Genomic DNA, 24,675 nt, shown 5'->3' with positions numbered 1-24,675 from the left:
TGGTATCAGTTCATCTGATCTGATCGGTTAGTAACCTTATTATTATGAGCATGAATCTCTTTTTGCTTCGCGTTAGTGAAGCACGTTTAAAAGATTATCAGCTTAATGGCAAAGTCAGTGAACGTAATTCATTAGTAGAAGATCTGGATCATGCCAGTACCATCTTTACAAAAGGAGAATTTACGAGCATAAAAAAATCCTGGGAAGGAATTGTGTTTTTGATGACTGGAAAGCCCTTTGAAGAAGCTTTAACCGAGCCATTTACTACGGTCATTACGGGTAGAAAATCCCTGGAAGTAGCATTGCCGACTGCAACAGTTGCCCCACGTTACCTGACGAGCACAGAGGTTATTCGGGCCCATCAGATGTTAAGTTTAATCACGAATGAAATTCTGATGGATCGGTATAATGCAGGAGTAATGAATGATCTGGGTATTTATCCTGGAAACTGGGAAGCACCAGAAGCGAAAAGTTACCTTCTTCGGGGATTCGATCATCTGAAAGATTTTTACGCCGAAGCGGCCACTCAAAAGCAGGCAGTTATTATGTTTTTAGCCTAACAAAAAAGGTACGGCCCAAATGCACCGTACCTTTTTATCTATCAAAAACACAAAACTTAAAAACCAAGTCCTAAGGCAAAGCCGCGGGCAGATTTTAGCGGAGCAGAAACCTGCGTAGCTTTACCCGTCGTCAGATCAACTTTGTAAAGCAGCGTGCTGCCTCCTGACTGAAGAATGGCATAAGCCATACCCGTAGTGCCCCCAATGTCAAACCCATTATTACCTAAAGCGTCCACTCCAGAAGGACCTACAGGAACCAGCGTTCCATCATTAGGAGGAACCTGACGATAGAGTATATCCGTGTTGGTATCGAAGTTGTACAACGTTGTTGCGGTAGCTCCAGCGTAGTTATTAGTGTAAGCAGAAGCCGTTACCGAAGGCGTACCAGGATTGATCGTACCATCAACTGTTGCTACCAGCGTAGAAGGTTCAACCCGTAAATTCTGACCCGTGTTACTAATGATTCGAATGCGGTCGGCTACCGGGTTGAAATCAAAACCGAAATCTGTTCCCTGTAAGGCAACACTTAACGCACCAGAACCTACGGGAGCTGCGGCTCCAGAAGACGTATTGATTACGTAAATCCGGCTGTTACTACCCAAAGCATATAACTGGCCCGTAGCCGGACGGAAGTCAATGCCCAGCACACGTTCGCCCGTTTGAAGACCTGTGATGGCTTTAGTTGTCACGGCACTGGCGTTGGCAGGATCAAAAATCAGCAATTCGTTGGTAACTGCATCGATAGAATACGCTACGGGTTGGGGTACTAAAGCAATACCGAGTAATTCACGATCCAGATCGCCCAGCTTTTTCAGGCTGCCATTGCCCACATCCACCTGGGCAATTTCCCATTTCCCTTCCACTTTTACGGAAGCCAGGGTGAACGAGTTGTCGGGAGAAATATCGAAACCACCCACGGCTTCAACGTTTAAGCCCAGCGAACCCACGGGAACAAGCGTACCATTGTTCGGAGGGTCCTGCTTATACAAACGGTCGGTTACGGGATCAATGTCATACAGCGTGGTCGTGGTAACTCCGGCACGGCTGTTGGTATAAGCAGCAGCCGTAATCGTGGCTCCAGAAACACCGTTAATAGTACCGTCGATGGCCGCTACATCACCCGTCTCAGGGTGTAAACGTAAGTTCTGGCCGGTATTAGTAACCAGGCGAATTCGGTCTACTGTGGGATTGAAATCAAAAGCAACTTCAGTACCGTTAATGGCTGTAGATAAAGCCTTTACCAGCGTGGCTCTTCCCGCTGAACCGTCCGAAGCGAGGTTAATGGTATAAAGCTTGCTGGCATTGGTCACTGCATATAATTGACCCGTTGCCGGACGGAAGTCAATAGCTAATACTTTTTCACCGTCGGGCACTGCCACCTTGAAGGAGCGAAGCGGAGCGTTGGGTGACAACGTGCTGATTTGCTGTAACTGGTTGTCGGTAGTTAAACCATAGAAAATCTGATTGGGAAGTGGTGACGGAGGAGTCCGGTGGTCCATGCATGATTGCAGAGAAACCAAAGCGGCAAGTGTCACTACGGCACCCAACTGGCGGATGCCTCTGTACAGATGTACCATGAAACAGATAAGTTTATAGTGAAAATGAAAAAGGATTAGTAATGACAGCGTAATAAATTCGAACGAATTATTACCATCTGTTAGCAGGGTAATAACTAATAATTTTGAATCTGGTTTTAATAAATATCAATTAACCTGATTTATGCAGGGAATTGAAAAGCTAAAGCCTTTAAAATCAGAGTAATATCTAAATTGCTAAACAAAAAATATACTTGCCTTAAAGACTTTACCAGGGACATTTATTACCGCAATAGGTAGTCCGATTTCTGGATAATTGGGGGTTAAAAATGAACACGAATGCGGTGGCTGAACGCAGCAAACGTACCGATACTCAGGTCATTAGTAACCTCATGCGGGTGGCTAAGTTTTCCAGGGCAATCAAGCCGCCGCTTGTTGCTGCCTTAAAAGTCATTAGAGCTTCAACCCGTCCTACAAGAGTAATTACAGTTATCCTCAACCAACAGCTTTAACTACTACGGAACTTGCCTTTTATTGTAGGCTTACTTAGTAGGTTTGAACGGTAAAAATATGGATGAATATACCCATCTGATGTGTTTTTACGGTATTACACGATTTATGACTGTATATTGAAAAGCTGTATGTATATTTTCACTTTAGTGATATTTTTTTGCCTTTTAAATATACAATTACTTGCTGTATGATAAAGAAAACAATTCAACTAGTTACCATAATCTGGATGATGGGAATGCTGCATGCACAGGCTCAAGTGAACAAAAATTATAGTAAACAACGGAAATGGTGGAAAGAAGCGGTTGTCTATCAATTGTACCCCAGGAGTTTTAAGGATTCGGATGGTGATGGGGTCGGTGATTTGAAGGGAATTACCGAAAAACTGGATTACCTGAAAAGTCTGGGCGTTGACGTTGTATGGCTCAATCCCATCTACAGCTCCCCCAATGACGACAATGGCTATGACATCAGCGACTACCGTAACATCATGAAAGAGTTCGGTACCATGAAGGATTTTGATCAGATGTTAGAGGGAATGCATGAGCGTGGCATGCGGCTCGTTATGGACCTGGTCGTCAACCATAGCAGTGATGAGCACGAGTGGTTTCGCCAGGCCCGAAGTTCAAGAGACAGCAAATATCGTAACTATTACCACTGGTGGCCGGAGGAAAAAGGTACGCCCCCTTACCGTTACAGCTTGTTTGACGTAAACCACGATGCCTGGAAATACGATACGCTGACCCGTTCCTATTACTTGCATTATTTCTCCCGCAAACAGCCCGATCTCAATTGGAGTAACCCGGATTTAAGAAAAGAGGTGTACGACATCATGAAATTCTGGGCCGATAAGGGGGTGGACGGTTTTCGTATGGATGCCTTTCAGTTCTGTGTGAAGGACACTTCGTTTCCTGTATTTGAAGGACTGAATGCTTCCAACTTCGTCCAGTTCTACGCTATGGTGCCTCCCATACACGATTATCTCCAAGAAATGCATAAGGAGGTGTACGCCAAATACAACTTGATGAGCGTGGCCGAGGGGGCAGGACGAAACATGCAGGACGCCCACGATCTGGTGGATACCCAACGAAAAGAATTGAACATGGCCTACGCATTCGATGCGGTAGACGTGTCTTCCAGTCCCGATTATAGTATGCTGAAGCTGAAGAAAACCTTCACAAAATGGGACAAAGAATTTCAAAATGACGGCTGGCTATCCATATTTATGGGCAACCACGACCAGTCCAGAGTTATTGACCGCATCGGCAATCCTTCGGAGCAATATCGGGAGGCATCCGCCAAGCTGATTTCTACATTTCTGCTCACTATGCGGGGCACGCCTTACATTTACAATGGCGACGAAATTGGTATGACGAATGCCGGATTTAAGGACATTTCGGAATTTAAAGACATCCAGACTATTAATGAATACAAATACCAACAAAGTCAAGGCGGTGACCTAGCGGCGTTCATGCAAAAAAACATCAAATACAGCCGGGACAATTCACGCACGCCTTTTCAGTGGAACGATGGAGACAATGCTGGATTTTCGACCAGCCAGCCGTGGATCAGGGTGGGTAACAGCTATAAGGAAATCAATTTGCAAAACCAGGAAAACAATCCGGAAAGTTGTGTCAATTATTTCAGGCAAATGGTAAAATTCCGGAAAGACAACAAAGTCTTGGTGTATGGCGACTATACAGTTGTGGATGAAAACAATCCTAATATCTACGCCTATACCCGCATCGAAGGAAATCATAAACTCCTGGTTGTGTTAAACTTCAGCGACGTTACCTCCCAAGTGACCATCCCGAAAGCGATGCGGGTTTCAACCGTAGAAATCAATAACCTACTCACCAAACCGACCATTACAAACACTACCATTGCACTTCTCCCTTGGCAAGCCGTGATTTACAAACTAAACTAGGTAAGCGGGTATTTTTTTTTAGCAAAGTCTTTGTATGGAATGGCAACCAAACCAGGCATAAAAGGCTTGGTTTGGTTAAAAGCCTGAGCTATGCTCTTACGTTTATTACATTCATTTGTAGCTATACTATTTCTGAATGGTAGTTATTGATGTGGTTTTGGATAGGATTGCTGTTTTAAGTAGCCTATTGAATTAGATAAAAGAATACCTGAAATAAGCCTGAACGAAAGGTGAATTAAAAAAACTAAGGCTTATTCGTGAGCGAATGATCAACAAAAATCATGAAGGAAGACGTTGTTATTCATAAAAAGAAACCCCTGTTTCCTATTAGTCAGGAGTTGCATAAGTACTTGCATACGTATCAGCGGGAGGCGAAGTTACCTTTGGGTTATGCGGATTTGATGAACTTTCAGGAGTCTATTCCACTGGTTGACAAACACGGAAAAGATACGCTGTGGGAGACACCCATTTATCCTTCGTATGACATTGATCGCATCCATAAGGGACTGAAGAAAATTTATGCGATGCTCAATACCTCGGGTAATCTTCACATTGTCGAACACAAGTACATCGACCGGATTGATTACTGTACGTTCGGTAATACGCATCCGTTTCGGGTTCGGATTGTGAATCGACTCAATGATGTTTATGATTATTTCTACGTCAAAAAGGCGGATGCCTCCCGGATTTACGGACTGGAACTGGAACATACGTTATCGCCCAATGACGTTAATTACCTGGTTGATCATACGACTCTCGTAGAAGAGCACATTGCGGGAATTCCCGGCGATGTATTCCCACAGAAATACATGCTCAAAATTGAGTATAACCCGATTCGAATTGCGAAGGAGTTTGTGAAGTTTAACGAACGCTGCCTGATTATGCTGTTGGGCGATATGCGTTCGTATAATTTCGTTTGGCAAATCACGCCCGATTTTGATGATTTTCAGTTTCGTATTCGTTGCATCGACTTTGACCAGCAGTTTTACGAAGGGAATCGGCGGGTGTATATGCCACAGTTTTTCAAGGAAAACTATCCTTACGTAAAGCTCGCGATGGAGCACCTTACCGACAAAACCGTCTGGCAGTACCAACAGGAAGAACGCTCCATGTTAATCCACCGGATACGAAGCGAAAGGCATCGATTGGCTCATCTACGCGATGTGGCCAATCGTCATCCCTTATCGACAGAGGCTAATATTGTGGAGCTAAAAAAGGGACTGGCGGATCATTACAAAAACAAGCTGTATCTGAAATGTAACAGCATGGTTGATATTGTAGAGCTCAATATTAAGAACGTGATTCGGCAGGTGCTGTAGGCTTTTTAACGAAGAGAAAAGCGATGTAAAGCATTACGAAGGGCATGGCCGGAATCATGTATCGCAGCAGAGGAATAATGATAAGGGTAGTGCCCCAGTAATACAAAATCAGAAGCAGGGGAATGAAGAAAAACCAGGAAAAATAACGACGGGAGAAGCTTCGAATTATTCCTGCGGTGGCCGGAATCAGGTACAGAAACTGAAGAATCATCACTGATTTTTCATTCGGGTTATCCCAGAGGCCGTACCAGCTTCTCAAAAGTTTATACCCCAGTAACTGCAATAAAACCAGCGGTTGAGCTTCCGTTACTTTCTGGAAAAGAGAAGGTAAGGTAGGAGGGGCAGAGGCAACTTTGTCCATGAAATCATACAAGTCTTTCGGAACCGAAATAGGCGAGCCGTGATACGCTTTATGCCCAAAAATTAAGCCTTCGTAAATGGCAAGAACGGATTTTCCCTGCACCATGATCCACTCGTGATTGTAATGATAGACATACAATTCCCAGGGTAATACGGTTAGACAAAATCCTGAAAGCCAAAGAGCTATGGCTGTTCCGAGAGAATGACGTCTGTTGACCTGCGGGTAGTTGTACCAAAGTACATAAATCACTAAAATGACAGCCAGATAGAGGGTGATCGGACGAAGCAGGCAGGAAATCCCTAACCAAAATCCGCCGATAGCCATTTGCGTTACCTGACCTTTTCTTAGATAAGTCAGGTAGTGGCTCAGGGCTGCGAGAAAGGTCAGCAGAAAAGGAATTTCGCTGTTAGGTTGCGTATACATAAGGAGCTGAATGGGATAAGTCGCCCAGAGCAACGTTGCGATTTCAGCGGATACTTCTGGAAGAAAGTGACGGGCAATTTTTCGAAAATAAAGTAAGGAGAAAGCCCCTATCAGCAAATCGATGCCAATAACCGTTAGGGTACGTTCCAGCGAAAAAACATCCGCCAGAGCGTGAATTACCATGAGAAAGATCGGGTAACCCGGAGGAAAAAAAGTAAAAGCCTGTCCCTGATCCAGGTACCCTTGCCCGCTGGCTAATACGTCAGCCATGCGGGCGTAAGTAATGTAATCGGGTGGGATGGGGCGTTTGCCCCACCACATGACAACGGTAAGTAACTCAATACCAGTAACAAAGAGAAACCAGAAACGGCGTTTTTGTTTTTCCGTTTGCTGGCTCCATTGTTTGAGTAAAGACCCCAACGTTTTCTAGTTAAGATATTCGTTTAGATACTTCGCCATTTCCTGCTGTACCAGACGAGCTTCGACGGCGGCCCGTTCAGCGAAGTCCGTACCTGAGGAGGCGTAAATAATGGCACGCGAGGAATTAACGAGTAGTCCGCACTGACGATTCATGCCGTACTTGGAAACCTCTTCCAGGCTGCCACCCTGAGCACCAACGCCGGGAACCAGTAGAAAATGCTCGGGGACTAATTCACGAATTCGCTGTAATTGATGAGCCTGCGTTGCCCCTACGACATACATCAACTGATCGCGGTTACCCCAGTTCTGGGAAGTCATCAAAACTTGTTCAAATAATGCTCTGGAATGAATTGCTTCGGCATTTTTAACTTCCAGACGCTGAAAATCGCTGCTTCCAGCATTTGAAGTTAAGGCCAGCAGAATGACCCATTTGCCCGGAAAATTCAGAAAGGGCTTTACGGAATCTTCTCCCATGTAAGGAGCTACCGTTACGGAATCGAAATCCAGCCCCGATGCTTCTTTATCGAAGAACGCACGGGCATACAGTCCAGACGTATTTCCAATGTCTCCGCGTTTGGCATCGGCAATGGTAAAACATTCTTTGGGAATAATTTCCAGCGTTTTCTGCAAGCTCTCCCAGCCCCGAGGTCCCATGGCTTCGTAGAAAGCCAGATTGGGCTTATACGCAACAGCGTAGTGATGCGTCGCTTCAATAATGGCCCGATTGAATGCAAAAATCGGATCCGACTCCGAGCGTAGGTGAGCCGGGATTTTTTGAATATCGGTATCTAAGCCTACGCACAAGTAAGAAGATTTAGATTTGATCTGGGCAAAAAGTTCGGAACGAGTCACGGGTAGTAGGGATAGTTAAATCGAAAGTTCAGTTAGGAAACCAGAGATATCGAGCTGGAACGGATGAATAATGAAAGCTAAAAAATAAACTTTCATCAACAAAAACCGATGGAGCATGAGGAAATCCCTATTTTTGTCCAGCAAAATTGTCTCGCTATTCTTTAACACGCAACCCTTTTATACTTTGCATGGAATTTCGTCCTGGCCAGCTAACCGGATTGGTTGAGTTATTTCCCCGAATTTTTGAAGATGAACGCGGCTTTTTTTGGGAGTCGTTCAATGAACCAGTTTTTCAACAGGCGGGCCTTCCGTCAGCCAGCCAATTTGTACAAGATAACCATTCTTGGTCTAAAAAAGGCGTTTTGCGTGGTCTACACTGTCAGCATGAACCTTATGCTCAGGGGAAATTAGTGCGTTGTACGCAGGGAAAAGTGCTGGATGTTGTAGTTGACATTCGTCCGAATTCTCCAACGTTTGGACAGCACGAAAAATTTTTACTGGATTCGGCTCTTGGTAACATGCTTTGGGTTCCCGGCGGCTTTGCTCATGGGTTTATCGCTTTGGAAGAGGCGACGTTCATGTACAAGTGCACCAACCTCTATAACAAAGCAGCCGAATCAGGTTTGTTATGGAACGATCCCGAATTAGGCATTGACTGGGAATTTGAGAAATACGGCATCGAAGCCCCGATTGTTTCAGCCAAAGATCAGATTTTGCCTACCTGGAAAGAATTTCAGGAATCTTTAGCAGCGAAATAAGCTTCAAACCATACGTGAAAAGCCCGGCTTGTGTACTTGACAAGTCGGGCTTTTGTGTATAAAACATGGAATCGACAGCGATAGCAATAGCGGCGGTACTAAAAAAATATCGTTTGCCCGCATTATGGAATTACGCCCTGGCGACCCTTGAAATAAGTACGAAAGAGGGTGGCACTATGGGCTTGCAATGGCGTAACTTCCCAAACCAGATGAAAGCGGCGGTTATTACCGAATCGCTGACTCGTGACCAATTAAAAGTAGTTTTATTACCCATCGTCCCGAAAGAACAAGACCCGATCCCGCACGCAGGAACGTATAGCTTTTCTGAAGAACAGGTTTTAAATTATCTGGAGGAAACGGGCGATGATAACCCTATTCATACGGGGAATCTGGCGATTGTACCGGGATTATTATTGCTTTCTTTTCTGGAAAAGAAAATCCTGCAAAAGCCTTTACAATCCGTTTCAGTTCGTTTTTATGAGGCTCTTTTGGTGAACGAAAATTTTGACGTAGAGCAACGAACTACGAGCGAATGGCGGGTAACGAAAGGATCGAAACAGATACTACTTACGTTGAAATTTAGCTGATATGGATTCTTTTTTATGCGTAGCCATCACTCCCGATTCAGTGACAGATCAAAACATAATTGAAGAATTGTGGTCGGAGGGGCTGGATTACCTGTATTGGCGAAAAACGGATGTACTAACGCAGCCACCGCCGATTCATCACTCGAATAAAATTCTACTGGCTTCTTTACAGCCAACGAGTTACCTCTGGCATTTGAAAGAAAAAGATCAACAAGTATTACCTGTAAATCAGCGGGCTTTTTCTACCAGCATTCATCAATTATCTGACTGGCCGTTGTGGACTAATAAAGTGGATCTGGTTTTTTACAGTCCCGTTTTCGAGAGTATCAGCAAACCCGGGTATGGACCGGTTCTTTCCTTAACAGCAATTGAGTATCAACTGAAAAAGCTTCGTTCCGAAGGTGAAAACCTGCCTAAGATTGTTGCTTTAGGAGGCGTTCATCAAGGTAATATCGCCGCCGTACAACGGTCAGGATTTGATGGAGCCGCCTTGATGGGAAGTTTATGGAACAATGAAAATCCAGCGAATGCTTTGCGAGAATTACGTCAACAATTAAAGCTGTAATTGTCGAATGGCATACAGTCCTCCACTGAGATGATGCACTTGGGTAAAGCCCTTTTCTTGTAATAACTGAACCGCTTTTTTGCTGCGTATTCCAGACTGGCAATGCACAATAATCGTTTGGTGAGCAGGAAGTTCGTGGTAACGAACCGGAAGTTCGGCTAGTGGAATTAACGCTCCTCCCAGATTATCTTGTTCGTATTCTTCTGCTTCGCGAACATCCAGTAAAAAAGGTTTATCATCCTGATTCATCCATTGCCAGAATTCTGAAACGGTTAATTCTGAAATAACTGCTTCGCAAATTTGGGAAGCGTCTTGCAAAGCAGTAATCCGAAGATTTTCAGGATTTAACTCGAATGAAAACGTTGAAAAACTGAACTGTAGGGTATTAAAACAGAGCAACGTGCCGCTTAAAGATTCGCCTATATTCGTGATCAACTTAATGACTTCATTCGCCATTAGGCAGCCCGTGATACCTGGTAATACCCCCAGCACACCCACCACGCTACAGGCTTCAAGTTCGCTGGGTTCGGGGTATAGGCAGCGATACGTAGGGCCGCCCCGGTAATTAAACACACTGACTTGTCCTTCAAATTTAAAAATGGAGCCAAAAACCAGCGGGTTATTCAACAGGACACAGGCATCATTAACCAAGTAACGCGTCGCAAAATTGTCCGAACCATCGACGATAATGTCATAGTTTCCGAGGAGGGTTAATGCATTCGCTGCGTTTAGAAATACCGGATGAGCAATCACCTCAATATGTGGATTCTGCTGACGTAATACATGAGCCGCCGTCTCAGCTTTTGACTGACCGATGTGTTCGGGTGAGAAAAGAATCTGACGTTGCAGGTTGCTCAGGGAAACCGTATCTCCATCAATAATCCCAATCGTGCCCACGCCCGCGGCTGTTAAGTACTGCAAAACAGGACAGCCTAAACCGCCCGCCCCTATAACCGCGACGCGGGCTTGTTTGAGTAGTTTTTGTCCTTGTAACCCAATCTCGGGCAGGCGGATGTGGCGATTGTATCGTTCTAATTCTTCCTGATTCATACGAATGAAGGGTCCCAGTCTTTCCAGACGGGTACGTACCCCTGATTTAAAATGACGGATGAAATCTGAGCGGGGGTACGTTCATCGGAGATTTCAAACTGCTCCAGCGATTCAGGTTCGACAACGTATCCACCGGGGTTCGTTTTCGATCCGGCACTCATGTGTGTAATGCCCAGCTTGACCAGGTGATCCCGAAAACGTGGTGTTTCGCGGGTTGACAACGATAACTCGACGTCTTCATTGAATAAGCGATAGGCACAGATTAACTGCACCAGTTCCTTGTCGCTCATGCAGGCTTTAAACGTCTGAAAATGATCTGTCAACTGGATGGGACGGAGGCGGGGAAAAGAAATACTATACTTACTCTGCCAGTACGTTTTTTCGAGGTATTGTAAATGCAAAGCGGTAAAAAAACTATCCGTCCGCCAGTCTTCAAGGCCTAGTAATGCTCCCAGGCCAATCTTGTGAATTCCCGCCTGGCCCAACCGGTCGGGAGTTGCAAGCCGATAATGAAAGTTAGACTTTTTGCCTTTAGGATGGTGCGTTTTATACGTTTCTTCGTGATACGTTTCCTGGTAAACCAGAACCGTGTGCAGCCCTTCGACTATTAACTCCTGATATTCTTCAAGATCAAGTGGCTGAACTTCCATCGAAATATTAGCAAAATGGGGCCGCAATAATCGGATGGCATTTTTAAGGTAGGGAACTCCAACCGTCTGATTAGCTTCGCCTGTTACCAGAAGCACATGCTCATAGCCCAGCTCTTTGATGGCTGCGGCTTCCCGGAGAATCTCCTCGTCCGTCAGCGTTTTGCGGCGGATTTTATTATCTAGACTAAAGGCACAATAGGTGCAGATGTTCTGACACTCGTTGGACAAATACAAGGGAGCATAAAGCTGAATGGTTTTGCCAAAACGCTTCTGGGTTAGCTGATGACTGAGCTGAGCCATCGGTTCCAGGTAGGCCAGAGCCGCCGGAGAAATCAGGGCTTTAAAATCCTCAACCGAACGTTTCTTAGCGGCTAAGGCCTGCTCCACGCGTTTCGGTGTCGTATCCTGAATTTCCTGAGTAACCGTATCCCAGTGATAATGATCAAACCAGGTTTTAAACATCATGTTTCAATCGTTTAGAGCGTGGTTCTACAATTCATCCAGAAAAGCCGTTAGAGGACTGCTGGCATGAGCATAGGCAGAAGTCGAGGCCAGTCGGGCTTCATAAGCCGTGCGTCCGGCTTCTACGGCCATTCTGAAAGCCTGAGCCATTCGCACGGGTTGTTCGGAGACGGCAATGGCTGTATTTACCAGTACAGCATCTGCACCTAATTCCATGGCGGCAGCAGCGTGGGAGGGAGCCCCCAAACCCGCATCCACTACCACCGGAACGTTGCTTTGTTCGATAATGATTTCCAGAAAATCGAGCGTGCGTAAGCCTTTATTGGTTCCGATGGGAGCACCGAGAGGCATAACTGCGGCGACGCCTGCTTCTTCTAGCCGTTTGCATAAAACCGGGTCGGCGTGGATGTAAGGTAAGACGACAAAACCCAGCTTTACCAGCTCTTCGGCAGCCTTTAACGTTTCGATGGGGTCGGGTAATAAATATTTAGGATCGGGATGGATTTCCAGCTTTAACCAATTCGTTTCCAGAGCTTCACGAGCCATTTGAGCCGCGAAAACGGCTTCCCTTGCTGTGCGAACGCCGGAAGTGTTGGGCAACAAATGAGCATCGGGCAGGTGGGTTAACATTTCATCTTCAGCGTTACCCGCATCTACCCGTTTCAGAGCCACGGTAACCAGTTCTGTACCCGAGGCCGCCAGTGCTTCCTGCATGAGTTGAACCGAACCGAATTTTCCCGTTCCGGTAAAAAGCCGGGATTGAAACGTACGATCAGCGATAATCAGGGGTTGATTCATGAGATAGGCAACTTTGGATGAATAATCGGGTTTGTTCAGCAGGATTGGCAGCCTGAGTAATCGCCGAAGAAACAGCAATTCCATAAAGGCCCGTGTCCAGCAAGGCAGGAACGTCTGCCAGGGTAATCCCTCCGATGGCAATGACGGGGATGGTAATGGAACGCTGCTGCAACGCTTTCATAAGAGACTCATAACCAGCTAATCCAAGAATGGGACTCAGTTTTTCTTTGGTCTTTGTAAACCGGAAAGGTCCCAGACCAATGTAGTTGGCTCCCGCCTCGGCATGCATCAGAATATCTTCCAGCGTATTGGCTGTTCCACCGATAATGATTTCAGTACCTAGTAATTGACGGGCTTCGGTAAGGGGCATATCTTCTTTGCCCAAATGCAATCCGTCAGAGCCAATTTCACCCGCCAGATGAGTATTATCGTTAATAATCAACCGGGATTGATGGGAATGGCAAACGGCCTGGGTTTCCAGAGCAATTGCTTTCCAATCTTCGTAACGTTTATTTTTCAGCCGAAGCTGAATCCAGTTCGCCCCCGCCGAACAGGCCGAGCAAGCCTGTTCGGGAGTGGTGACGATGTAATGTAATCGGCTTATAGTCATACGATTGGATCGTGAAAACCTAATAAATAAAGCGTGCTGGCGAGGTAGCGATTCATGTATAATCGTGCCCTGGCACTAGCTTCTTTTTGCGAAAACCCTTTGGCTAAACCAGTTGCCAGAACCGCTGACAGGACACAACCGCTGCCGTGTTTCTCGCCGTTTGGAATAAAAGGAGCGGGATACGCGATTACCGTTTGATGGGTGTCAAATAGGTAATCGGTCACCTGCCCATTTTCGGAAGAACTATGCCCGCCTTTCAGGTAAACGTTACAGTAATTGCTCAAGGTTTGAGCCGCTTTCTGAGGGCTCTGTTCTCCAGTAATCTGCTGTATTTCGGGAATGTTGGGTGTAATTACCGTCAGCTTTTGCAGAATAGGTACCAGCTCATTCAGTGTTAACCGATGAAAATCAAATCCCGCCGAAGCCTTCAAAATGGGATCCCAGAGGAGGATAATCTTTGGGTTTTGAAGGACTAACCAATCCAGCAGTCCCGACAGAACCGACATCGATTCGATTAATCCAATCTTCACCACCTGAATCGGATAGCGTTCAAAAAGCGGCTCACATTGAGCAATGATTTCTTCCAGACTAACCCAATGAACCTTCCGAAACGAAGCATCGTGCTGAATCGTGAGAGCCGTAGCAACTGCGAGACCATAGGTTTGTTGAGCTTCAAAAACCTTGACATCCGCCAGAATTCCGGCCCCGGCACTGGGATCGAGCCCGGCTATGCTTAATACGTAAGGTCGTTCGGTCTGGATCATAAGTAAATTTCGCCGCCCTGCTGAACGAACTCTTCAGATTTGATCTTCATGGCTTTATCGAAAACCTCTTCCCCTTCAATCTCGTGCTGTTCGGCGAAGGCCCGTACTTCCTGCGTAATCTTCATCGAGCAGAAATGGGGTCCGCACATGGAGCAGAAGTGGGCGAGTTTAGCTCCTTCGGCGGGAAGCGTTTCGTCGTGGAATTCGCGGGCAGTATCGGGGTCCAGTGAAAGATTGAACTGATCTTCCCAGCGGAACTCAAAGCGAGCTTTACTCAGGGCATTGTCCCGGTATTGAGCCCCCGGATGGCCCTTGGCTAAGTCGGCGGCGTGAGCGGCAATTTTATAGGTAATCACCCCATCTTTCACGTCCTTTTTATTGGGTAAGCCCAGGTGTTCTTTGGGGGTTACGTAACACAGCATGGCCGTACCAAACCAGCCAATCATGGCAGCACCAATACCCGAGGTAATGTGGTCATAACCCGGAGCAATATCCGTGGTCAGCGGGCCGAGGGTATAGAAAGGAGCTTCGTGACAATGTTCCAATTGCTTGTCCATGTTCTCTTTGATGAGATGCATGGGCACGTGACCGGGACCTTCAATCATCACCTGAACGTCGTGTTTCCAGGCAATTTTGGTTAATTCCCCGAGGGTTTCCAGTTCAGCAAACTGAGCTGCATCATTAGCATCGGCAATCGAACCAGGACGTAAGCCGTCGCCGAGCGAAAAGCAAACGTCATACGCCTTCATAATCTCGCAGATTTCTTCAAAATGCGTGTAGAGAAAATTCTCTTTGTGGTGAGCCAGACACCATTTCGCCAGAATACTACCCCCACGGGATACAATACCCGTTACTCGCTTGGCAGTCAAGGGAATATAGCGAAGTAATACACCCGCATGAATGGTAAAGTAATCCACGCCTTGCTCGGCTTGCTCGATGAGTGTATCCCGGAAAATCTCCCAGGTAAGGTCTTCAGCCTTTCCATTTACTTTTTCCAGAGCCTGATAAATGGGAACCGTTCCTACGGGTACGGGGCAGTTGCGAATAATCCATTCGCGGGTTTCGTGAATGTTTTTTCCCGTCGATAAGTCCATCAGCGTATCACCACCCCACCGACAACTCCAGACTGCTTTTTCTACTTCTTCTTCAATGCTGGAGCTAACTACGGAGTTACCAATGTTGGTATTAATCTTCACCAGAAAATTGCGGCCAATAATCATCGGTTCGCTTTCCGGGTGGTTAATGTTGGAAGGGATAACTGCCCGTCCGGCAGCAACTTCCTGACGGACAAATTCGGGAGTAATGAACTTTTGTGGCGTATTCGCTCCGAAACTGTTGCCCGGATGCTGTTGCTTCAGAGAGGCTTCCTGCTGTTCAATTCGCTGGTTTTCCCGAATGGCGATGTATTCCATTTCGGGAGTAATGATTCCCTGTTTGGCATAATGTAACTGGCTGACATTTAGCCCTCTTTTAGCCTTTAAAGGTAATCGGATATGCTCAAAACGCAGAGCATCCAGGCTACGGTTCGCTAATCGTTCGTTGCAGTAGGCTGAAGAAAAAGAAGCCAGTTGTTCAACGTCGGCCCGATCCTTAATCCATGCTTCCCGAAGTCGAGGTAGACCTTTTTGTAAATCAATAGTAGCATTGGGATCGGTGTATGGGCCGCTGGTATCATAGACCGTAACGGGAGCATTGGGTTGTCGGCTTTCTTTGCCGTTGAAATTCGTAACCGTATCCGAAAGGGTGATTTCCCGCATGGCTACCTGAATATTGTGCAGCGTACCGGGAACATAGACTTTCCGTGAACCTGTCAGTGGAGCACGGGTAATGGTTTGGGGCGATGGCAGTTTTTCGTTTTTCATGTTAACCTCCCTGAGTGGCTTGAAGAATGGTGATTTTCTCGTTCTCGGATACGATAAAATGTTCCCAGGCAAGACGGGGAACAATGGCATTGTTAACGGCAACGGCAATGCCTTTTTTTTCGGCGAGGGCCAGTTGCGTCAACAGCGAACGCAGAGACGTAGCCTCTGGCGTAAGAACGGCTTGGTTGTTGACAAATACGATCATAATGCGTTTCATGTCGCATGAAAGCACAAGCCCAGGGGAGACAGAAAATTTGCGAGGAGAGCAATGAAAACACCCGTGCATACGGACGTGTTTCCAGAAAGAATGTAAGATCCTCACTTTTCCCTACGCAGGTCCTAACCTGGTCAGGTTCAAAGGGTATGTCTCAGCCCAATTCAACGGGCACCCCTAAAGTTTGGCTTTTCAGCGAGGCAAAGGTAGAAAGACTTATTAGCTTTCAAAGAATGAACGTAATTTTTTAACTAAAAAGGCCAGGTGTGTCCAGGGCTTAGCAATGCCACTGCCAGCGTGGTTCGATTAGTTTTTATATTGGTAGTAATAGGAAGCCAAGAAGCTTTGGAATGGAAGGGGAGAAATGCTGCCAGCAGAAAAGCTGGCAGCGGCAACCGAGATGAAAGTGGGTTAAATCGGGCCGGACTACGTTGCTTAAAATGTCGCTGCCAGCTTTTTCGCTGGCAGCCAATAAGTCAATAGGAAGCCGAGAAGCTTTGGTAATGGAAGGGGAGAAATGCTGCCAGCAAAAAAGCTGGCAGCGGCAACCAAGATGAAAGTAGGTTAAAATCGGGTCGGACTACGTTGCTTAAAATGTCGCTGCCAGCTTTTTCGCTGGCAGCAATAATTCAATAGGAAGCCAAGAAAATCTGAAATGAAAGTATAAAAATGCTGTCGGTAAAAATATAACGCAGAAAGCCCCCACCAGTATAAACCAGTGGGGGCTTGCATTTATGAAGAGCTAAAGCTTATTCGCCTACGATAACGAAAGCTACTTTGTGCTTCACTTCTTTGTGAAGGTCAAGCGTAGCAGAGTAATCGCCGAGTGACTTAACTTCAGAATCAAGCGTGATTTTCTTGCGATCTACTTCAAAACCTTTTGCTTTCAGAGCGTCAGAGATTTGAGTGTTCGTTACACGACCGAAGATACGTCCGCTTTCACCTACTTTAGCAGGAATTTCCAGCGTCAGATCACCGATAGAAGCTGCTAATTCTTCAGCATCTTTTTTCAGTTTTTCGGCTTTGTGAGCAGCTTGCTTAATGTTTTCAGCAAGGATTTTTTTGTTGGCTTCGCTGGCCATTACCGCGAATCCTTGGGGAATGAGGTAGTTACGACCGTAGCCAGCTTTCACCGCTACTAAATCGTTCTTATAACCCAATCCCGCGATATCGGTTTTGAGAATAACTTCCATTTCTTTAAATTAAATGAGTTTTATGAGTTTCCAGTTTTCGGTTGTCCGTGGTCAGTTTTTCTGAAAACTGTAGACAGACAACGGCCAACTACTTCAGAGAATCGCCAACGTATGGTAATAACCCAATGTGACGGGCACGCTTCACAGCCTGAGCTACTTTGCGTTGGTTCTTCAGCGTAGTACCAGTAATACGACGGGGAAGAATCTTGCCTTGCTCATTCAATAACTTGAGAAGGAAGTTAGGATCCTTGTAATCAATGTATTTAATGCCGGCTTTCTTGAAGCGGTCATATTTTTTGCGGTTCTGGTTTTTATCCAGAGGTTCGTTTTGTAATGACATGGTCGTGAAATGATTTTAGTTGATGGTTATTGGTTGATAGTTGTTAGATCAAACAACCAGCAACGAATAACTACTAACGATTAATTATTCAGCGGAAGCTTCTTGTTTCTTACCTACCAGACCTTTACGCTTGCGTTCGTTGTAAGCAATCGCGTGTTTGTCCAGAGAGATAGTAAGGAAACGCATCACTCGCTCATCACGACGGTATTCTGTTTCGAGAGTAGCGATTACGTCTGGGTTCGCTTTGAATTCTACCAGGAAATAAAAGCCAGTTCCTTTTCCTTGAATAGGGTAAGCCAGTTTTTTCAGGCCCCAAGACTCTTCGTGGATCAGTTCTGAACCGTTATCCGTAAGAATTTTTTTGAATTTGTCGACAGCATCCTTCGTCTGGACGTCAGACAAAACGGGAGTAAGGATGAATACTGTCTCGTACTGTTTTTGTGACATGTGTTAGTACGGAAAATGTGAAAAAATTAATATTAATCGAAAATCGAGCCGCAAAAGTACATACTTTATCTATAATAATAAAACCCTCCCCTTAAATATTTTATAATTAATTGTAGGAGAGAAGATTAACGCAGATACACGGTATAACTTAAGTCAAAAAAAGCTTCAACCTTTCCGGTTGAAGCTTTGAGATTTCTGAATTGAATAAGACCTTAAAACAAACCGCTACGCACTTCAAACGTGCCTTCGCCAATTTTCACGCCTTCCGAGAACAGCTCAATCTGGTGTTTACCCTTTTTGAATGGAATGCCACGTTTATAAATGACATCCACCTGCTGCCCATTGCCCTGATAGGTAATGTCTTTCTTGGTGGTAAAAATCATCTCCTTGTTCTGATACATAAAAGTGCCGGAGCCCGTCGCCATATCAGAAATAATAGCTCCCGAAGGATCCAGCACTCGTACGTAAATTTCCTTTTCGTTTTTCTCGGTCAGGGCATTATCGCCCAAACCAAAAGCAATTCGAATCTGATCAATCTTATCCGCTTTGATTTTTTCCCGCTGCTTGCCGTTCGAGTTAATGGCATACACCATCACGTTCTGAGCTTTCAGAGCGGCAGCAATGTTAATTTTATCAGTCAGTTCCTTATTGTTATTCTTCAAGGTGCTGAGCGAATCACCGTAAGACTGTTTGGTCTTTTCGATTTCCGTTTTCAGTCCTTCGTTATTGGTCGTCAGTTCCTGATTTTGAGTAGTGAGGAGCCCGTTTTCTTCCCGAAGTTTAACAATGTCTTTGTCCTTTTGGGCCAGAATTACGTTGTATTCCTTGATCTTCGCTTCGTACTTTTTGATATCGGCTTCAGTGGCGTTGATGATGTTTTGTTTATCGATTTCGAGTTTGGTTTTCAGTTGCATTAACTCGTCGATATTACCACCCAGCATACGGATTTCAGCAATTTTAGCATCCAGTTGCGTCGAGATGGAGTCGAGCTTGGTATTGGTCTTGATGATCTCGCGTTGTTGAGCTACTGTCCGGGACGAAAGCGTCTCCCGTTCATTCCTTTCGTTAAAGTACAGGAAGCCCAGAATGGCCACAAGTCCACCCATAACAACAAGGGCAGCAATGAAGTAATTTTTTTTGTCAGAGTCTTTCTGTGGTGTTGAGCGGGTATAATCGTAAGGTTCCATGCGTTTGTAATAAAATGGAGGTACGGGTAGACAAAACTACGGCTAAGACGGAACAAGTCAACAACTTATCCAGGAAAACCGAATTAGAAATTTAACGTTGTCCCCTAAAAGTGGTAGGCCGTTGACGAGTTTACCACTACTTTTGTGGAAACAATTATAGAATGAGCGTAGCTGAAAATCTGAATACAATTAAAAAAAACATGGCTGGGTATCCAGCTCGTTTGATTGCCGTTACCAAAACTCACCCCGTAGAAACGCTTCGTGAAGCTTACGAAGCTGGAGCCCGAATTTTTGGAGAAAACAAAGTGCAGGAGATGGTAGATAAGTGGAAGCAACTTCCCGAAGACATCCAGTGGCACATGATTGGCCACCTGCAAACAAATAAAGTCAAGCCGATTGCTCCCTTTGTATCCCTGATTCATTCCGTAGATAGTTTCAAATTATTGCTGGAGATTAACAAGCAGGCTGGAAAAGCTAAACGGGTGATTGACTGCTTATTGCAAATTCATATTGCCACCGAAGAAACAAAATTTGGATTCAGTTTTCAGGAGGCAGAGGCGGCCCTGCATTCAGAAGCTCTGAATGGTTTACAGCATGTGCGGATTGTAGGGTTAATGGGGATGGCTTCGAATACCGAAGATAACATTCAGGTACGAATGGAATTCCGGGGATTGAAGCAGTTTTTTGACCGTATGAAAGCAACGGTTCCGCAGACGGATCGTTGTCAGTTGCAGGAACTTTCTATGGGAATGAGCGGTGATTACGAAGCTGCCCTACAGGAAGGAAGCACGCTGATTCGCGTAGGTAGTGCCATTTTTGGAGCCCGCGAATACGCCGAATAATCAACCGGAAGGTTTTCAGAAAAAGGCTGGAGACCTTCCTTTTTTTCTTTCCCATGAACTTCAGAACCGAATTCACTATTCCTGCTTCTGATTGGAAAATCAACCTGGATTCGAGCGTCGTTTCGATGGGTTCCTGTTTCGCTGAAGTCGTCGGAACGCGTTTGCAACAGTATAAAATGGCAGGTTTGTATCAGCCGTTTGGTACGCTGTTTAGCCCAGTGGCCTTATTTAAAATCCTGTCCAATGCCTTGAAAGACCAGCCTGCGGATCCTCGGTTATTTTTGGAAAGGGAGGGAAAGTGGTTGCATTACGATTTCCATTCCTCGATATCTGCTTCTAATCAGGAAGAGCTTAATCGGCTAATTACTAATCAGTTAGTGTCTTTAAAAGAATGTCTATCTAAAGCTCAGGTATTAATTCTGACTTTAGGTTCTTCGTGGGTGTATCAGCTCAATGATACGCCTGCTTACGTAGCCAACTGCCACAAACAGCCTGCCCGGATTTTTACGAAAGACTTGTTAAGCGTTAAAACGATTTGTAAGGAATTTGGTAACGTATATACCTTACTGAAGCAAATAAATCCGGGTTTACGTATTCTCTTAACCGTAAGTCCTGTACGTCATGCTAAAGACGGCATGATGGAGAATTCAGTGAGTAAGTCCATCCTGCGGGCGGCCTGTCATTACCTGATTACCGATTACCAGGACACTGCCTATTTCCCAGCCTATGAGTTACTCTTGGACGATTTGCGGGATTACCGATTTTATGAAACCGATCTGGTTCATCCCAGCGAGATGGCTGAAGAGTATATCTTCGAAAAATTTCAGCAAACGTACTTTAGTAAAGAGCTGAGCCAGTTTGCGAAGGACTGGCAGCGGCTTACTAAAGCCCTGAACCATCGGCCTTTCCAACCAAACACGGGTACTTATCAAAGCTTTCTGGAAAAACTAAAAACCGATTTTCTTCAATTACCTGTAAATACGCAAATGGAAGTAAGCGAGATTGAGCGTCGCCTGAGCAATATCCGGCTATAAAATGCTTCTAAATAGGGGAAATACAGGAAGATAAACAAGGTGCTACGAAACTTACTGGTTACCTTTGTGGTTACGAATGGGCGGGTTTTAAAGGATTAAACCTCCATTGATGAATCTTACTTTATGGGCGAATTACGAATTAAGAAAGAAGATATTATTAAAGCTTTAGGGACCGTTGAAGAACCGGACTTAAAGAAGGATTTGGTTACCTTGAACATGATCAAGGATGTGGAGTTGGGCGTGGGTGAAGTACGTTTTACGGTGGTATTAACAACCCCGGCTTGTCCCCTGAAGGAGGTTATTCGTCAGCGTTGTGAAGATGCCATTCATGAGTTGGTTGACCCCGAATTACGGGTGGTAATTCATATGACGGCTGACGTAACAACGACAGCTTTCGGAAATAAAACAGTACTGTCAACGGTGAAGAACGTCATCGCCATTGCTTCCGGCAAAGGTGGGGTAGGAAAGTCGACCGTAACGGCAAACCTGGCGATTGCTCTGAAAAATTCAGGAGCTAAAGTCGGAATTCTGGACGCTGACATTTATGGTCCTTCGATTCCGGTGATGTTTGGTGCGGAAGATCTGCAACCAACCGTAACGGTACTAGAGGGTAAAAACATGATTAATCCCATTCTTCAGTATGGGATTAAAATGATTTCGATGGGATTTCTGGTTCCTGCCGACAGTCCGATGGTGTGGCGTGGTCCGATGGCCAGCCAGGCTCTGAAGCAGTTGATGGGGGACGTAAACTGGGGTGAACTGGATTATTTGTTAATCGACTTACCTCCCGGAACGGGCGATATTCACCTGACGCTGGTGCAGTCGGCTCCAATCACGGGTGCGGTCATTGTTACGACCCCTCAGAAAGTGGCTTTAGCTGATGCTAAAAAAGGACTGCAAATGTTCCTTCAGCCACAAATTAACGTTCCGGTTCTGGGAATCGTCGAAAATATGGCCTATTTTACGCCTGCTGAATTACCTGACAATCGGTATTATCTGTTTGGTAAAGGCGGTGGTAAATGGCTGGCTGAACATTATGAAATGCCCTTCTTAGGAGAAATTCCGTTGGTTCAGGGTATTCGTGAGGCTGGCGACGAAGGAAAACCTGCGGCTACTCAAATCGATAGTTTGACGGCGGTGGCTTTCCAGAAAACGGCTGAAAAATTAGCTCAGCAGGTAGCCATTCGAAACGCAACGCTTGAGAAGACCAAGCCCGTTGAAATGACAGTATAAGAAGCAAAAAACAGGAGTATTCATAAATTATTGGAACACTCTGCCTCTGAATATATAATTCAGACAGATCAAAAGCATTATCAGACTATAATGGAAACGAATCTCGAACATCCACTATCAGGGAAAGTAGAACAGGCCTTAAACAGTATTCGTCCGTATTTGGAAGCCGATGGTGGTAATGTCCGTATCATCGAAATTACGGATGATAACACCGTTAAGCTGGAGTTATTGGGAGCCTGTGGGTCCTGCTCTATGTCAGCTATGACCTTCCGCGGAGGCATTGAAGATGCCATCCGCCGTCAGGTGCCCGAAATATCAAGCATTGTTGCCGTGAACTTATAACGGTATTAGTATAATATTTCCGCTGGAGTAACCGTTACGGTAGCCTCCAGACTTGATTCTGCCTGTCCGGTATACTTCCCGTGTACCGGACTTATCATTTCCGGGGATGCTGAAACGGCCAGCACTAGATGTGATTCTGCTGCCAGACAGTTTTGCGTAGGATCAAAACCTCGCCAGCCTGCTCCGGGTAAATATACTTCTGCCCAGGCGTGAAGGTATTGCGGAGCATCTGAAGAGCCGATGTAGTAACCGCTTACAAACCGGGAAGCCAGCCCCAGACTCCGGCAACAGGCCATGTATAAACTAGCATAGTCGCGACAGGAACCTTTGCGGTTCTGAAGGGTATAGTCCGGCTCCTGAGGGAAGCCTGTTTCGCGAATTTCGTAGTTAAATTCTTCGTTGATAAATTCATTGAGTCGAATCAGGAATTGCAGGGTATCCCAGCGAGATTCCGTGGCAATGAGTTTAGTGAACTGCTCGACGGAGGGCGTAATGCCTTCTTTTTCCAGATACGGCGTTAATAATTTCCGTTCCTCTTGGGAGTACTTGATAGGTAACTTCTGAAATTCAAAGGGGTAAAGAATAAAATCGAAAGGATTGGATAAGCTCGTTTCTACTTCCGACTCAGCTATGAATTGAAGTTGATTGGTAGGTACGCTGAAGAATAACAAATGTTGAGTATTCCCTTCGGTATCAGAAATTTGAACCGTCTTGTCAGGCTCCGGTAAGATCTGAATTTTCGTGCTCTTTAATGACTGAAAGGCCGTTGATCGAGGCTGTAAATAAATCCGGTGGGGACTCAGAGTTACCGCCGAAGAATAGGTATAGTTCAGTTGATGACGTACACGATAAAGCATTGACGCTAAGAGGTTTTAAGGAAAACATAAGGAGAAAAACCAATCAGTCCCTTCGAGAGCAGTGAAAGAAAGGTAAAGGGCTTACATGCAAGATATGGTATATGGGTTATTTATCCAATGGATCTACCGCATTTTAGCAATCTCTTGAATGGATATTGCAGTAAAAATGAAAAAAGGATAATGAGTCCATTATCCTTTTTCTAGCCACAAAAGCTTCAGTAGTTAAGTCCGGTCGCTTACCAGGTTTTTCTGAGATTCGAATATGGGAGCCATCCAGTCACTGGGTAGTCGTTGGACAGACGATAGGAGTAGTGCTCCCCACTGGTGAGCAATTTGTTCGACGTCTTCTTTTTCAAAACGATGCTCATGCATGTGAAAACTGTCTTTTTCGTAAACGGCCACATCAATTGGAAAATCTACATCGTTCGCACTAACCCGCGTAGAATCAAAGGACAAAAAGCCAATTTTTAAAGCGTCCTGAAGGGAAGTCTCAAAGCGTAGGCTCCGGCGTAAGATAGGGGTACCGTAGCCCGTATTGCCAATGATAAAAAAAGGAGTGTTGGGTCCCACCTCAATCCAGTTTCCTTCGGGATAAAGCATGTATAACTTATGCTCGTCGTCGTCCTGCAATTGTCCGCCCACGATGGCGTACAAATTGAAAGAAAGTCCCGCTTCGGCCAACGCTGATTTATCCTCCCGGGCTACTCGCCTGACCTGCTCACCAAAGGCATTAACGGCCTTGTATAGTTTATTGAAGTTCGCGTCTCTTTCGGCAATAACTTCCTGAAAATAGGTAATGGCCTTATCCCGCACGGAACGCAGGCCGGAAGTCATGATGAATAAGGAATGGTGCTCTACTTCGTGAATAGAAATCTTTTTATTGGTCGTTACTTCAGAACCAGACGTGAGGCGAGTATCCGCCAGAGCGACTAGCCCAGTTTTGGTTTTTATGCCCAGACAATACGTCATAAGT

27 protein-coding genes and 1 riboswitch are annotated in these 24,675 nt (G+C 45.5%); of the genes, 11 read left to right on the top strand and 16 right to left on the bottom strand.

Annotation, left to right across the window (positions count from 1 at the left end; genetic code table 11):
* Window positions 1–44 precede the first annotated feature (44 nt).
* Window positions 45–560: a DUF1877 family protein gene (locus QE390_RS19745; RefSeq protein WP_307143443.1), complete on the top strand. Its 516-nt coding sequence runs from the start codon at window positions 45–47 to the stop codon at window positions 558–560.
* A gap of 56 nt (window positions 561–616) precedes the next feature.
* Here QE390_RS19745 and QE390_RS19740 read toward each other — a convergent pair whose 3' ends face one another.
* Entirely contained in the window at window positions 617–2,137 is a 1,521-nt protein-coding gene (locus QE390_RS19740) for a DUF4394 domain-containing protein (RefSeq protein ID WP_307143442.1), read from the bottom strand.
* Window positions 2,138–2,424: 287 nt separating this feature from the next.
* Between QE390_RS19740 and QE390_RS19735 the strand changes: the two genes are divergently transcribed.
* The 3 genes from QE390_RS19735 to QE390_RS19725 all read left to right on the top strand — a co-directional run bounded on the left by QE390_RS19735 (window position 2,425) and on the right by QE390_RS19725 (window position 5,851).
* Entirely contained in the window at window positions 2,425–2,607 is a 183-nt protein-coding gene (locus tag QE390_RS19735) for a hypothetical protein (protein WP_307143441.1), read from the top strand.
* A 188-nt stretch (window positions 2,608–2,795) separates the two neighbouring features.
* Complete coding sequence (locus QE390_RS19730) at window positions 2,796–4,532, top strand: alpha-glucosidase (protein WP_307143440.1); 1,737 nt, start codon at window positions 2,796–2,798, stop codon at window positions 4,530–4,532.
* 281 nt (window positions 4,533–4,813) lie between these two features.
* Window positions 4,814–5,851: a hypothetical protein gene (locus QE390_RS19725; RefSeq protein ID WP_307143439.1), complete on the top strand. Its 1,038-nt coding sequence runs from the start codon at window positions 4,814–4,816 to the stop codon at window positions 5,849–5,851.
* On the opposite strand, the gene QE390_RS19720 is transcribed toward QE390_RS19725, so the two are convergent.
* Entirely contained in the window at window positions 5,823–7,055 is a 1,233-nt protein-coding gene (locus QE390_RS19720; RefSeq protein ID WP_307143438.1) for a glycosyltransferase family 39 protein, read from the bottom strand. The two genes, QE390_RS19725 and QE390_RS19720, sit on opposite strands and share 29 nt — an antisense overlap.
* 6 nt (window positions 7,056–7,061) lie before the next feature.
* On the bottom strand, window positions 7,062–7,907 hold the full coding sequence (gene pyrF / locus QE390_RS19715) for an orotidine-5'-phosphate decarboxylase (protein WP_106635867.1): 846 nt from the start codon (window positions 7,905–7,907) through the stop codon (window positions 7,062–7,064).
* A gap of 188 nt (window positions 7,908–8,095) precedes the next feature.
* On the opposite strand from pyrF, the gene rfbC reads away from it, so the two are divergent.
* From rfbC to QE390_RS19700, 3 genes are all read left to right on the top strand, one after another.
* A complete protein-coding gene (gene rfbC, locus QE390_RS19710) occupies window positions 8,096–8,665 on the top strand; it encodes a dTDP-4-dehydrorhamnose 3,5-epimerase (RefSeq protein ID WP_307143437.1) in 570 nt (189 codons plus the stop codon).
* 65 nt (window positions 8,666–8,730) lie between these two features.
* On the top strand, window positions 8,731–9,252 hold the full coding sequence (locus QE390_RS19705) for a hypothetical protein (RefSeq protein ID WP_307143436.1): 522 nt from the start codon (window positions 8,731–8,733) through the stop codon (window positions 9,250–9,252).
* Window position 9,253: 1 nt separating this feature from the next.
* Window positions 9,254–9,817 (top strand): thiamine phosphate synthase, encoded by a 564-nt coding sequence (locus QE390_RS19700; protein ID WP_307143435.1) that lies wholly within the window; start codon window positions 9,254–9,256, stop codon window positions 9,815–9,817.
* Here the strand turns inward: QE390_RS19700 and moeB are convergent.
* From moeB to QE390_RS19645, 11 genes are all read right to left on the bottom strand, one after another.
* On the bottom strand, window positions 9,806–10,867 hold the full coding sequence (moeB, locus tag QE390_RS19695) for a molybdopterin-synthase adenylyltransferase MoeB (protein WP_307143434.1): 1,062 nt from the start codon (window positions 10,865–10,867) through the stop codon (window positions 9,806–9,808). The genes QE390_RS19700 and moeB overlap by 12 nt on opposite strands.
* A complete protein-coding gene (gene thiH / locus QE390_RS19690) occupies window positions 10,864–11,982 on the bottom strand; it encodes a 2-iminoacetate synthase ThiH (RefSeq protein WP_307143433.1) in 1,119 nt (372 codons plus the stop codon). The genes moeB and thiH overlap by 4 nt, the downstream gene beginning before the upstream one ends.
* A 24-nt stretch (window positions 11,983–12,006) precedes the next feature.
* Complete coding sequence (locus tag QE390_RS19685; RefSeq protein ID WP_307143432.1) at window positions 12,007–12,777, bottom strand: thiazole synthase; 771 nt, start codon at window positions 12,775–12,777, stop codon at window positions 12,007–12,009.
* Window positions 12,752–13,387 (bottom strand): thiamine phosphate synthase, encoded by a 636-nt coding sequence (locus QE390_RS19680; RefSeq protein ID WP_307143431.1) that lies wholly within the window; start codon window positions 13,385–13,387, stop codon window positions 12,752–12,754. Before QE390_RS19680 ends, QE390_RS19685 begins: the two co-directional genes overlap by 26 nt.
* Entirely contained in the window at window positions 13,384–14,151 is a 768-nt protein-coding gene (locus QE390_RS19675; RefSeq protein WP_307143430.1) for a hydroxymethylpyrimidine/phosphomethylpyrimidine kinase, read from the bottom strand. The genes QE390_RS19680 and QE390_RS19675 overlap by 4 nt, the downstream gene beginning before the upstream one ends.
* Entirely contained in the window at window positions 14,148–16,013 is a 1,866-nt protein-coding gene (gene thiC / locus QE390_RS19670) for a phosphomethylpyrimidine synthase ThiC (protein ID WP_307143429.1), read from the bottom strand. The genes QE390_RS19675 and thiC overlap by 4 nt, the downstream gene beginning before the upstream one ends.
* 1 nt (window position 16,014) lies before the next feature.
* The gene (gene thiS / locus QE390_RS19665) at window positions 16,015–16,230 is read right to left on the bottom strand and encodes a sulfur carrier protein ThiS (protein WP_307143427.1); all 216 of its coding nucleotides are present in this window, start codon (window positions 16,228–16,230) and stop codon (window positions 16,015–16,017) included.
* A 91-nt stretch (window positions 16,231–16,321) separates the two neighbouring features.
* Window positions 16,322–16,416, bottom strand: a riboswitch (TPP riboswitch).
* Between the two features lie 560 nt (window positions 16,417–16,976).
* Window positions 16,977–17,420, bottom strand: coding sequence for a 50S ribosomal protein L9 (gene rplI / locus QE390_RS19660; RefSeq protein WP_307143426.1), 444 nt, complete (start codon window positions 17,418–17,420; stop codon window positions 16,977–16,979).
* A gap of 88 nt (window positions 17,421–17,508) precedes the next feature.
* Window positions 17,509–17,760 (bottom strand): 30S ribosomal protein S18, encoded by a 252-nt coding sequence (gene rpsR / locus QE390_RS19655; protein WP_106635878.1) that lies wholly within the window; start codon window positions 17,758–17,760, stop codon window positions 17,509–17,511.
* Between the two features lie 84 nt (window positions 17,761–17,844).
* The gene (rpsF, locus tag QE390_RS19650; protein ID WP_106635879.1) at window positions 17,845–18,207 is read right to left on the bottom strand and encodes a 30S ribosomal protein S6; all 363 of its coding nucleotides are present in this window, start codon (window positions 18,205–18,207) and stop codon (window positions 17,845–17,847) included.
* 212 nt (window positions 18,208–18,419) lie between these two features.
* On the bottom strand, window positions 18,420–19,394 hold the full coding sequence (locus tag QE390_RS19645; RefSeq protein WP_307143424.1) for a hypothetical protein: 975 nt from the start codon (window positions 19,392–19,394) through the stop codon (window positions 18,420–18,422).
* Window positions 19,395–19,555: 161 nt separating this feature from the next.
* Between QE390_RS19645 and QE390_RS19640 the strand changes: the two genes are divergently transcribed.
* The 4 genes from QE390_RS19640 (at window position 19,556) to QE390_RS19625 (ending at window position 22,845) form a co-directional block, all read left to right on the top strand.
* On the top strand, window positions 19,556–20,236 hold the full coding sequence (locus QE390_RS19640) for a YggS family pyridoxal phosphate-dependent enzyme (protein WP_307143423.1): 681 nt from the start codon (window positions 19,556–19,558) through the stop codon (window positions 20,234–20,236).
* Window positions 20,237–20,289: 53 nt separating this feature from the next.
* Window positions 20,290–21,270, top strand: coding sequence for a GSCFA domain-containing protein (locus QE390_RS19635; protein WP_307143422.1), 981 nt, complete (start codon window positions 20,290–20,292; stop codon window positions 21,268–21,270).
* 123 nt (window positions 21,271–21,393) lie between these two features.
* Window positions 21,394–22,503, top strand: a complete 1,110-nt coding sequence (locus tag QE390_RS19630; RefSeq protein ID WP_106635883.1) for an Mrp/NBP35 family ATP-binding protein — start codon at window positions 21,394–21,396, stop codon at window positions 22,501–22,503.
* Window positions 22,504–22,593: 90 nt separating this feature from the next.
* Window positions 22,594–22,845, top strand: a complete 252-nt coding sequence (locus QE390_RS19625; protein ID WP_106635884.1) for a NifU family protein — start codon at window positions 22,594–22,596, stop codon at window positions 22,843–22,845.
* Window positions 22,846–22,850: 5 nt separating this feature from the next.
* Here the strand turns inward: QE390_RS19625 and QE390_RS19620 are convergent, their stop codons facing one another.
* Both QE390_RS19620 and QE390_RS19615 read right to left on the bottom strand, forming a co-directional pair.
* Window positions 22,851–23,702 (bottom strand): transglutaminase family protein, encoded by an 852-nt coding sequence (locus QE390_RS19620; RefSeq protein ID WP_106635885.1) that lies wholly within the window; start codon window positions 23,700–23,702, stop codon window positions 22,851–22,853.
* Between the two features lie 222 nt (window positions 23,703–23,924).
* Window positions 23,925–24,671, bottom strand: coding sequence for a peptidase (locus QE390_RS19615; protein WP_307143421.1), 747 nt, complete (start codon window positions 24,669–24,671; stop codon window positions 23,925–23,927).
* Between the last annotated feature and the right edge of the window lie 4 nt (window positions 24,672–24,675).

The sequence above is a fragment of the Siphonobacter sp. SORGH_AS_1065 genome (genome assembly GCF_030818595.1).
In the GTDB taxonomy this organism is placed as follows: Bacteria; Bacteroidota; Bacteroidia; order Cytophagales; family Spirosomataceae; genus Siphonobacter.
This window is presented reverse-complemented; position numbering and strand designations above follow the sequence as displayed.

Coding starts and splice junctions, on each gene's coding strand:
- QE390_RS19745 (WP_307143443.1), top strand. CDS start 45: ATGAGCATGAATCTCTTTTTGCTTCGCGTTAGTGAAGCACGTTTAAAA.
- QE390_RS19740 (WP_307143442.1), bottom strand. CDS start 2,137: ATGGTACATCTGTACAGAGGCATCCGCCAGTTGGGTGCCGTAGTGACA.
- QE390_RS19735 (WP_307143441.1), top strand. CDS start 2,425: ATGAACACGAATGCGGTGGCTGAACGCAGCAAACGTACCGATACTCAG.
- QE390_RS19730 (WP_307143440.1), top strand. CDS start 2,796: ATGATAAAGAAAACAATTCAACTAGTTACCATAATCTGGATGATGGGA.
- QE390_RS19725 (WP_307143439.1), top strand. CDS start 4,814: ATGAAGGAAGACGTTGTTATTCATAAAAAGAAACCCCTGTTTCCTATT.
- rfbC (WP_307143437.1), top strand. CDS start 8,096: ATGGAATTTCGTCCTGGCCAGCTAACCGGATTGGTTGAGTTATTTCCC.
- QE390_RS19705 (WP_307143436.1), top strand. CDS start 8,731: ATGGAATCGACAGCGATAGCAATAGCGGCGGTACTAAAAAAATATCGT.
- QE390_RS19700 (WP_307143435.1), top strand. CDS start 9,254: ATGGATTCTTTTTTATGCGTAGCCATCACTCCCGATTCAGTGACAGAT.
- moeB (WP_307143434.1), bottom strand. CDS start 10,867: ATGAATCAGGAAGAATTAGAACGATACAATCGCCACATCCGCCTGCCC.
- thiH (WP_307143433.1), bottom strand. CDS start 11,982: ATGATGTTTAAAACCTGGTTTGATCATTATCACTGGGATACGGTTACT.
- QE390_RS19685 (WP_307143432.1), bottom strand. CDS start 12,777: ATGAATCAACCCCTGATTATCGCTGATCGTACGTTTCAATCCCGGCTT.
- QE390_RS19680 (WP_307143431.1), bottom strand. CDS start 13,387: ATGACTATAAGCCGATTACATTACATCGTCACCACTCCCGAACAGGCT.
- QE390_RS19675 (WP_307143430.1), bottom strand. CDS start 14,151: ATGATCCAGACCGAACGACCTTACGTATTAAGCATAGCCGGGCTCGAT.
- thiC (WP_307143429.1), bottom strand. CDS start 16,013: ATGAAAAACGAAAAACTGCCATCGCCCCAAACCATTACCCGTGCTCCA.
- thiS (WP_307143427.1), bottom strand. CDS start 16,230: ATGAAACGCATTATGATCGTATTTGTCAACAACCAAGCCGTTCTTACG.
- rplI (WP_307143426.1), bottom strand. CDS start 17,420: ATGGAAGTTATTCTCAAAACCGATATCGCGGGATTGGGTTATAAGAAC.
- rpsR (WP_106635878.1), bottom strand. CDS start 17,760: ATGTCATTACAAAACGAACCTCTGGATAAAAACCAGAACCGCAAAAAA.
- rpsF (WP_106635879.1), bottom strand. CDS start 18,207: ATGTCACAAAAACAGTACGAGACAGTATTCATCCTTACTCCCGTTTTG.
- QE390_RS19645 (WP_307143424.1), bottom strand. CDS start 19,394: ATGGAACCTTACGATTATACCCGCTCAACACCACAGAAAGACTCTGAC.
- QE390_RS19640 (WP_307143423.1), top strand. CDS start 19,556: ATGAGCGTAGCTGAAAATCTGAATACAATTAAAAAAAACATGGCTGGG.
- QE390_RS19635 (WP_307143422.1), top strand. CDS start 20,290: ATGAACTTCAGAACCGAATTCACTATTCCTGCTTCTGATTGGAAAATC.
- QE390_RS19630 (WP_106635883.1), top strand. CDS start 21,394: ATGGGCGAATTACGAATTAAGAAAGAAGATATTATTAAAGCTTTAGGG.
- QE390_RS19625 (WP_106635884.1), top strand. CDS start 22,594: ATGGAAACGAATCTCGAACATCCACTATCAGGGAAAGTAGAACAGGCC.
- QE390_RS19620 (WP_106635885.1), bottom strand. CDS start 23,702: ATGCTTTATCGTGTACGTCATCAACTGAACTATACCTATTCTTCGGCG.
- QE390_RS19615 (WP_307143421.1), bottom strand. CDS start 24,671: ATGACGTATTGTCTGGGCATAAAAACCAAAACTGGGCTAGTCGCTCTG.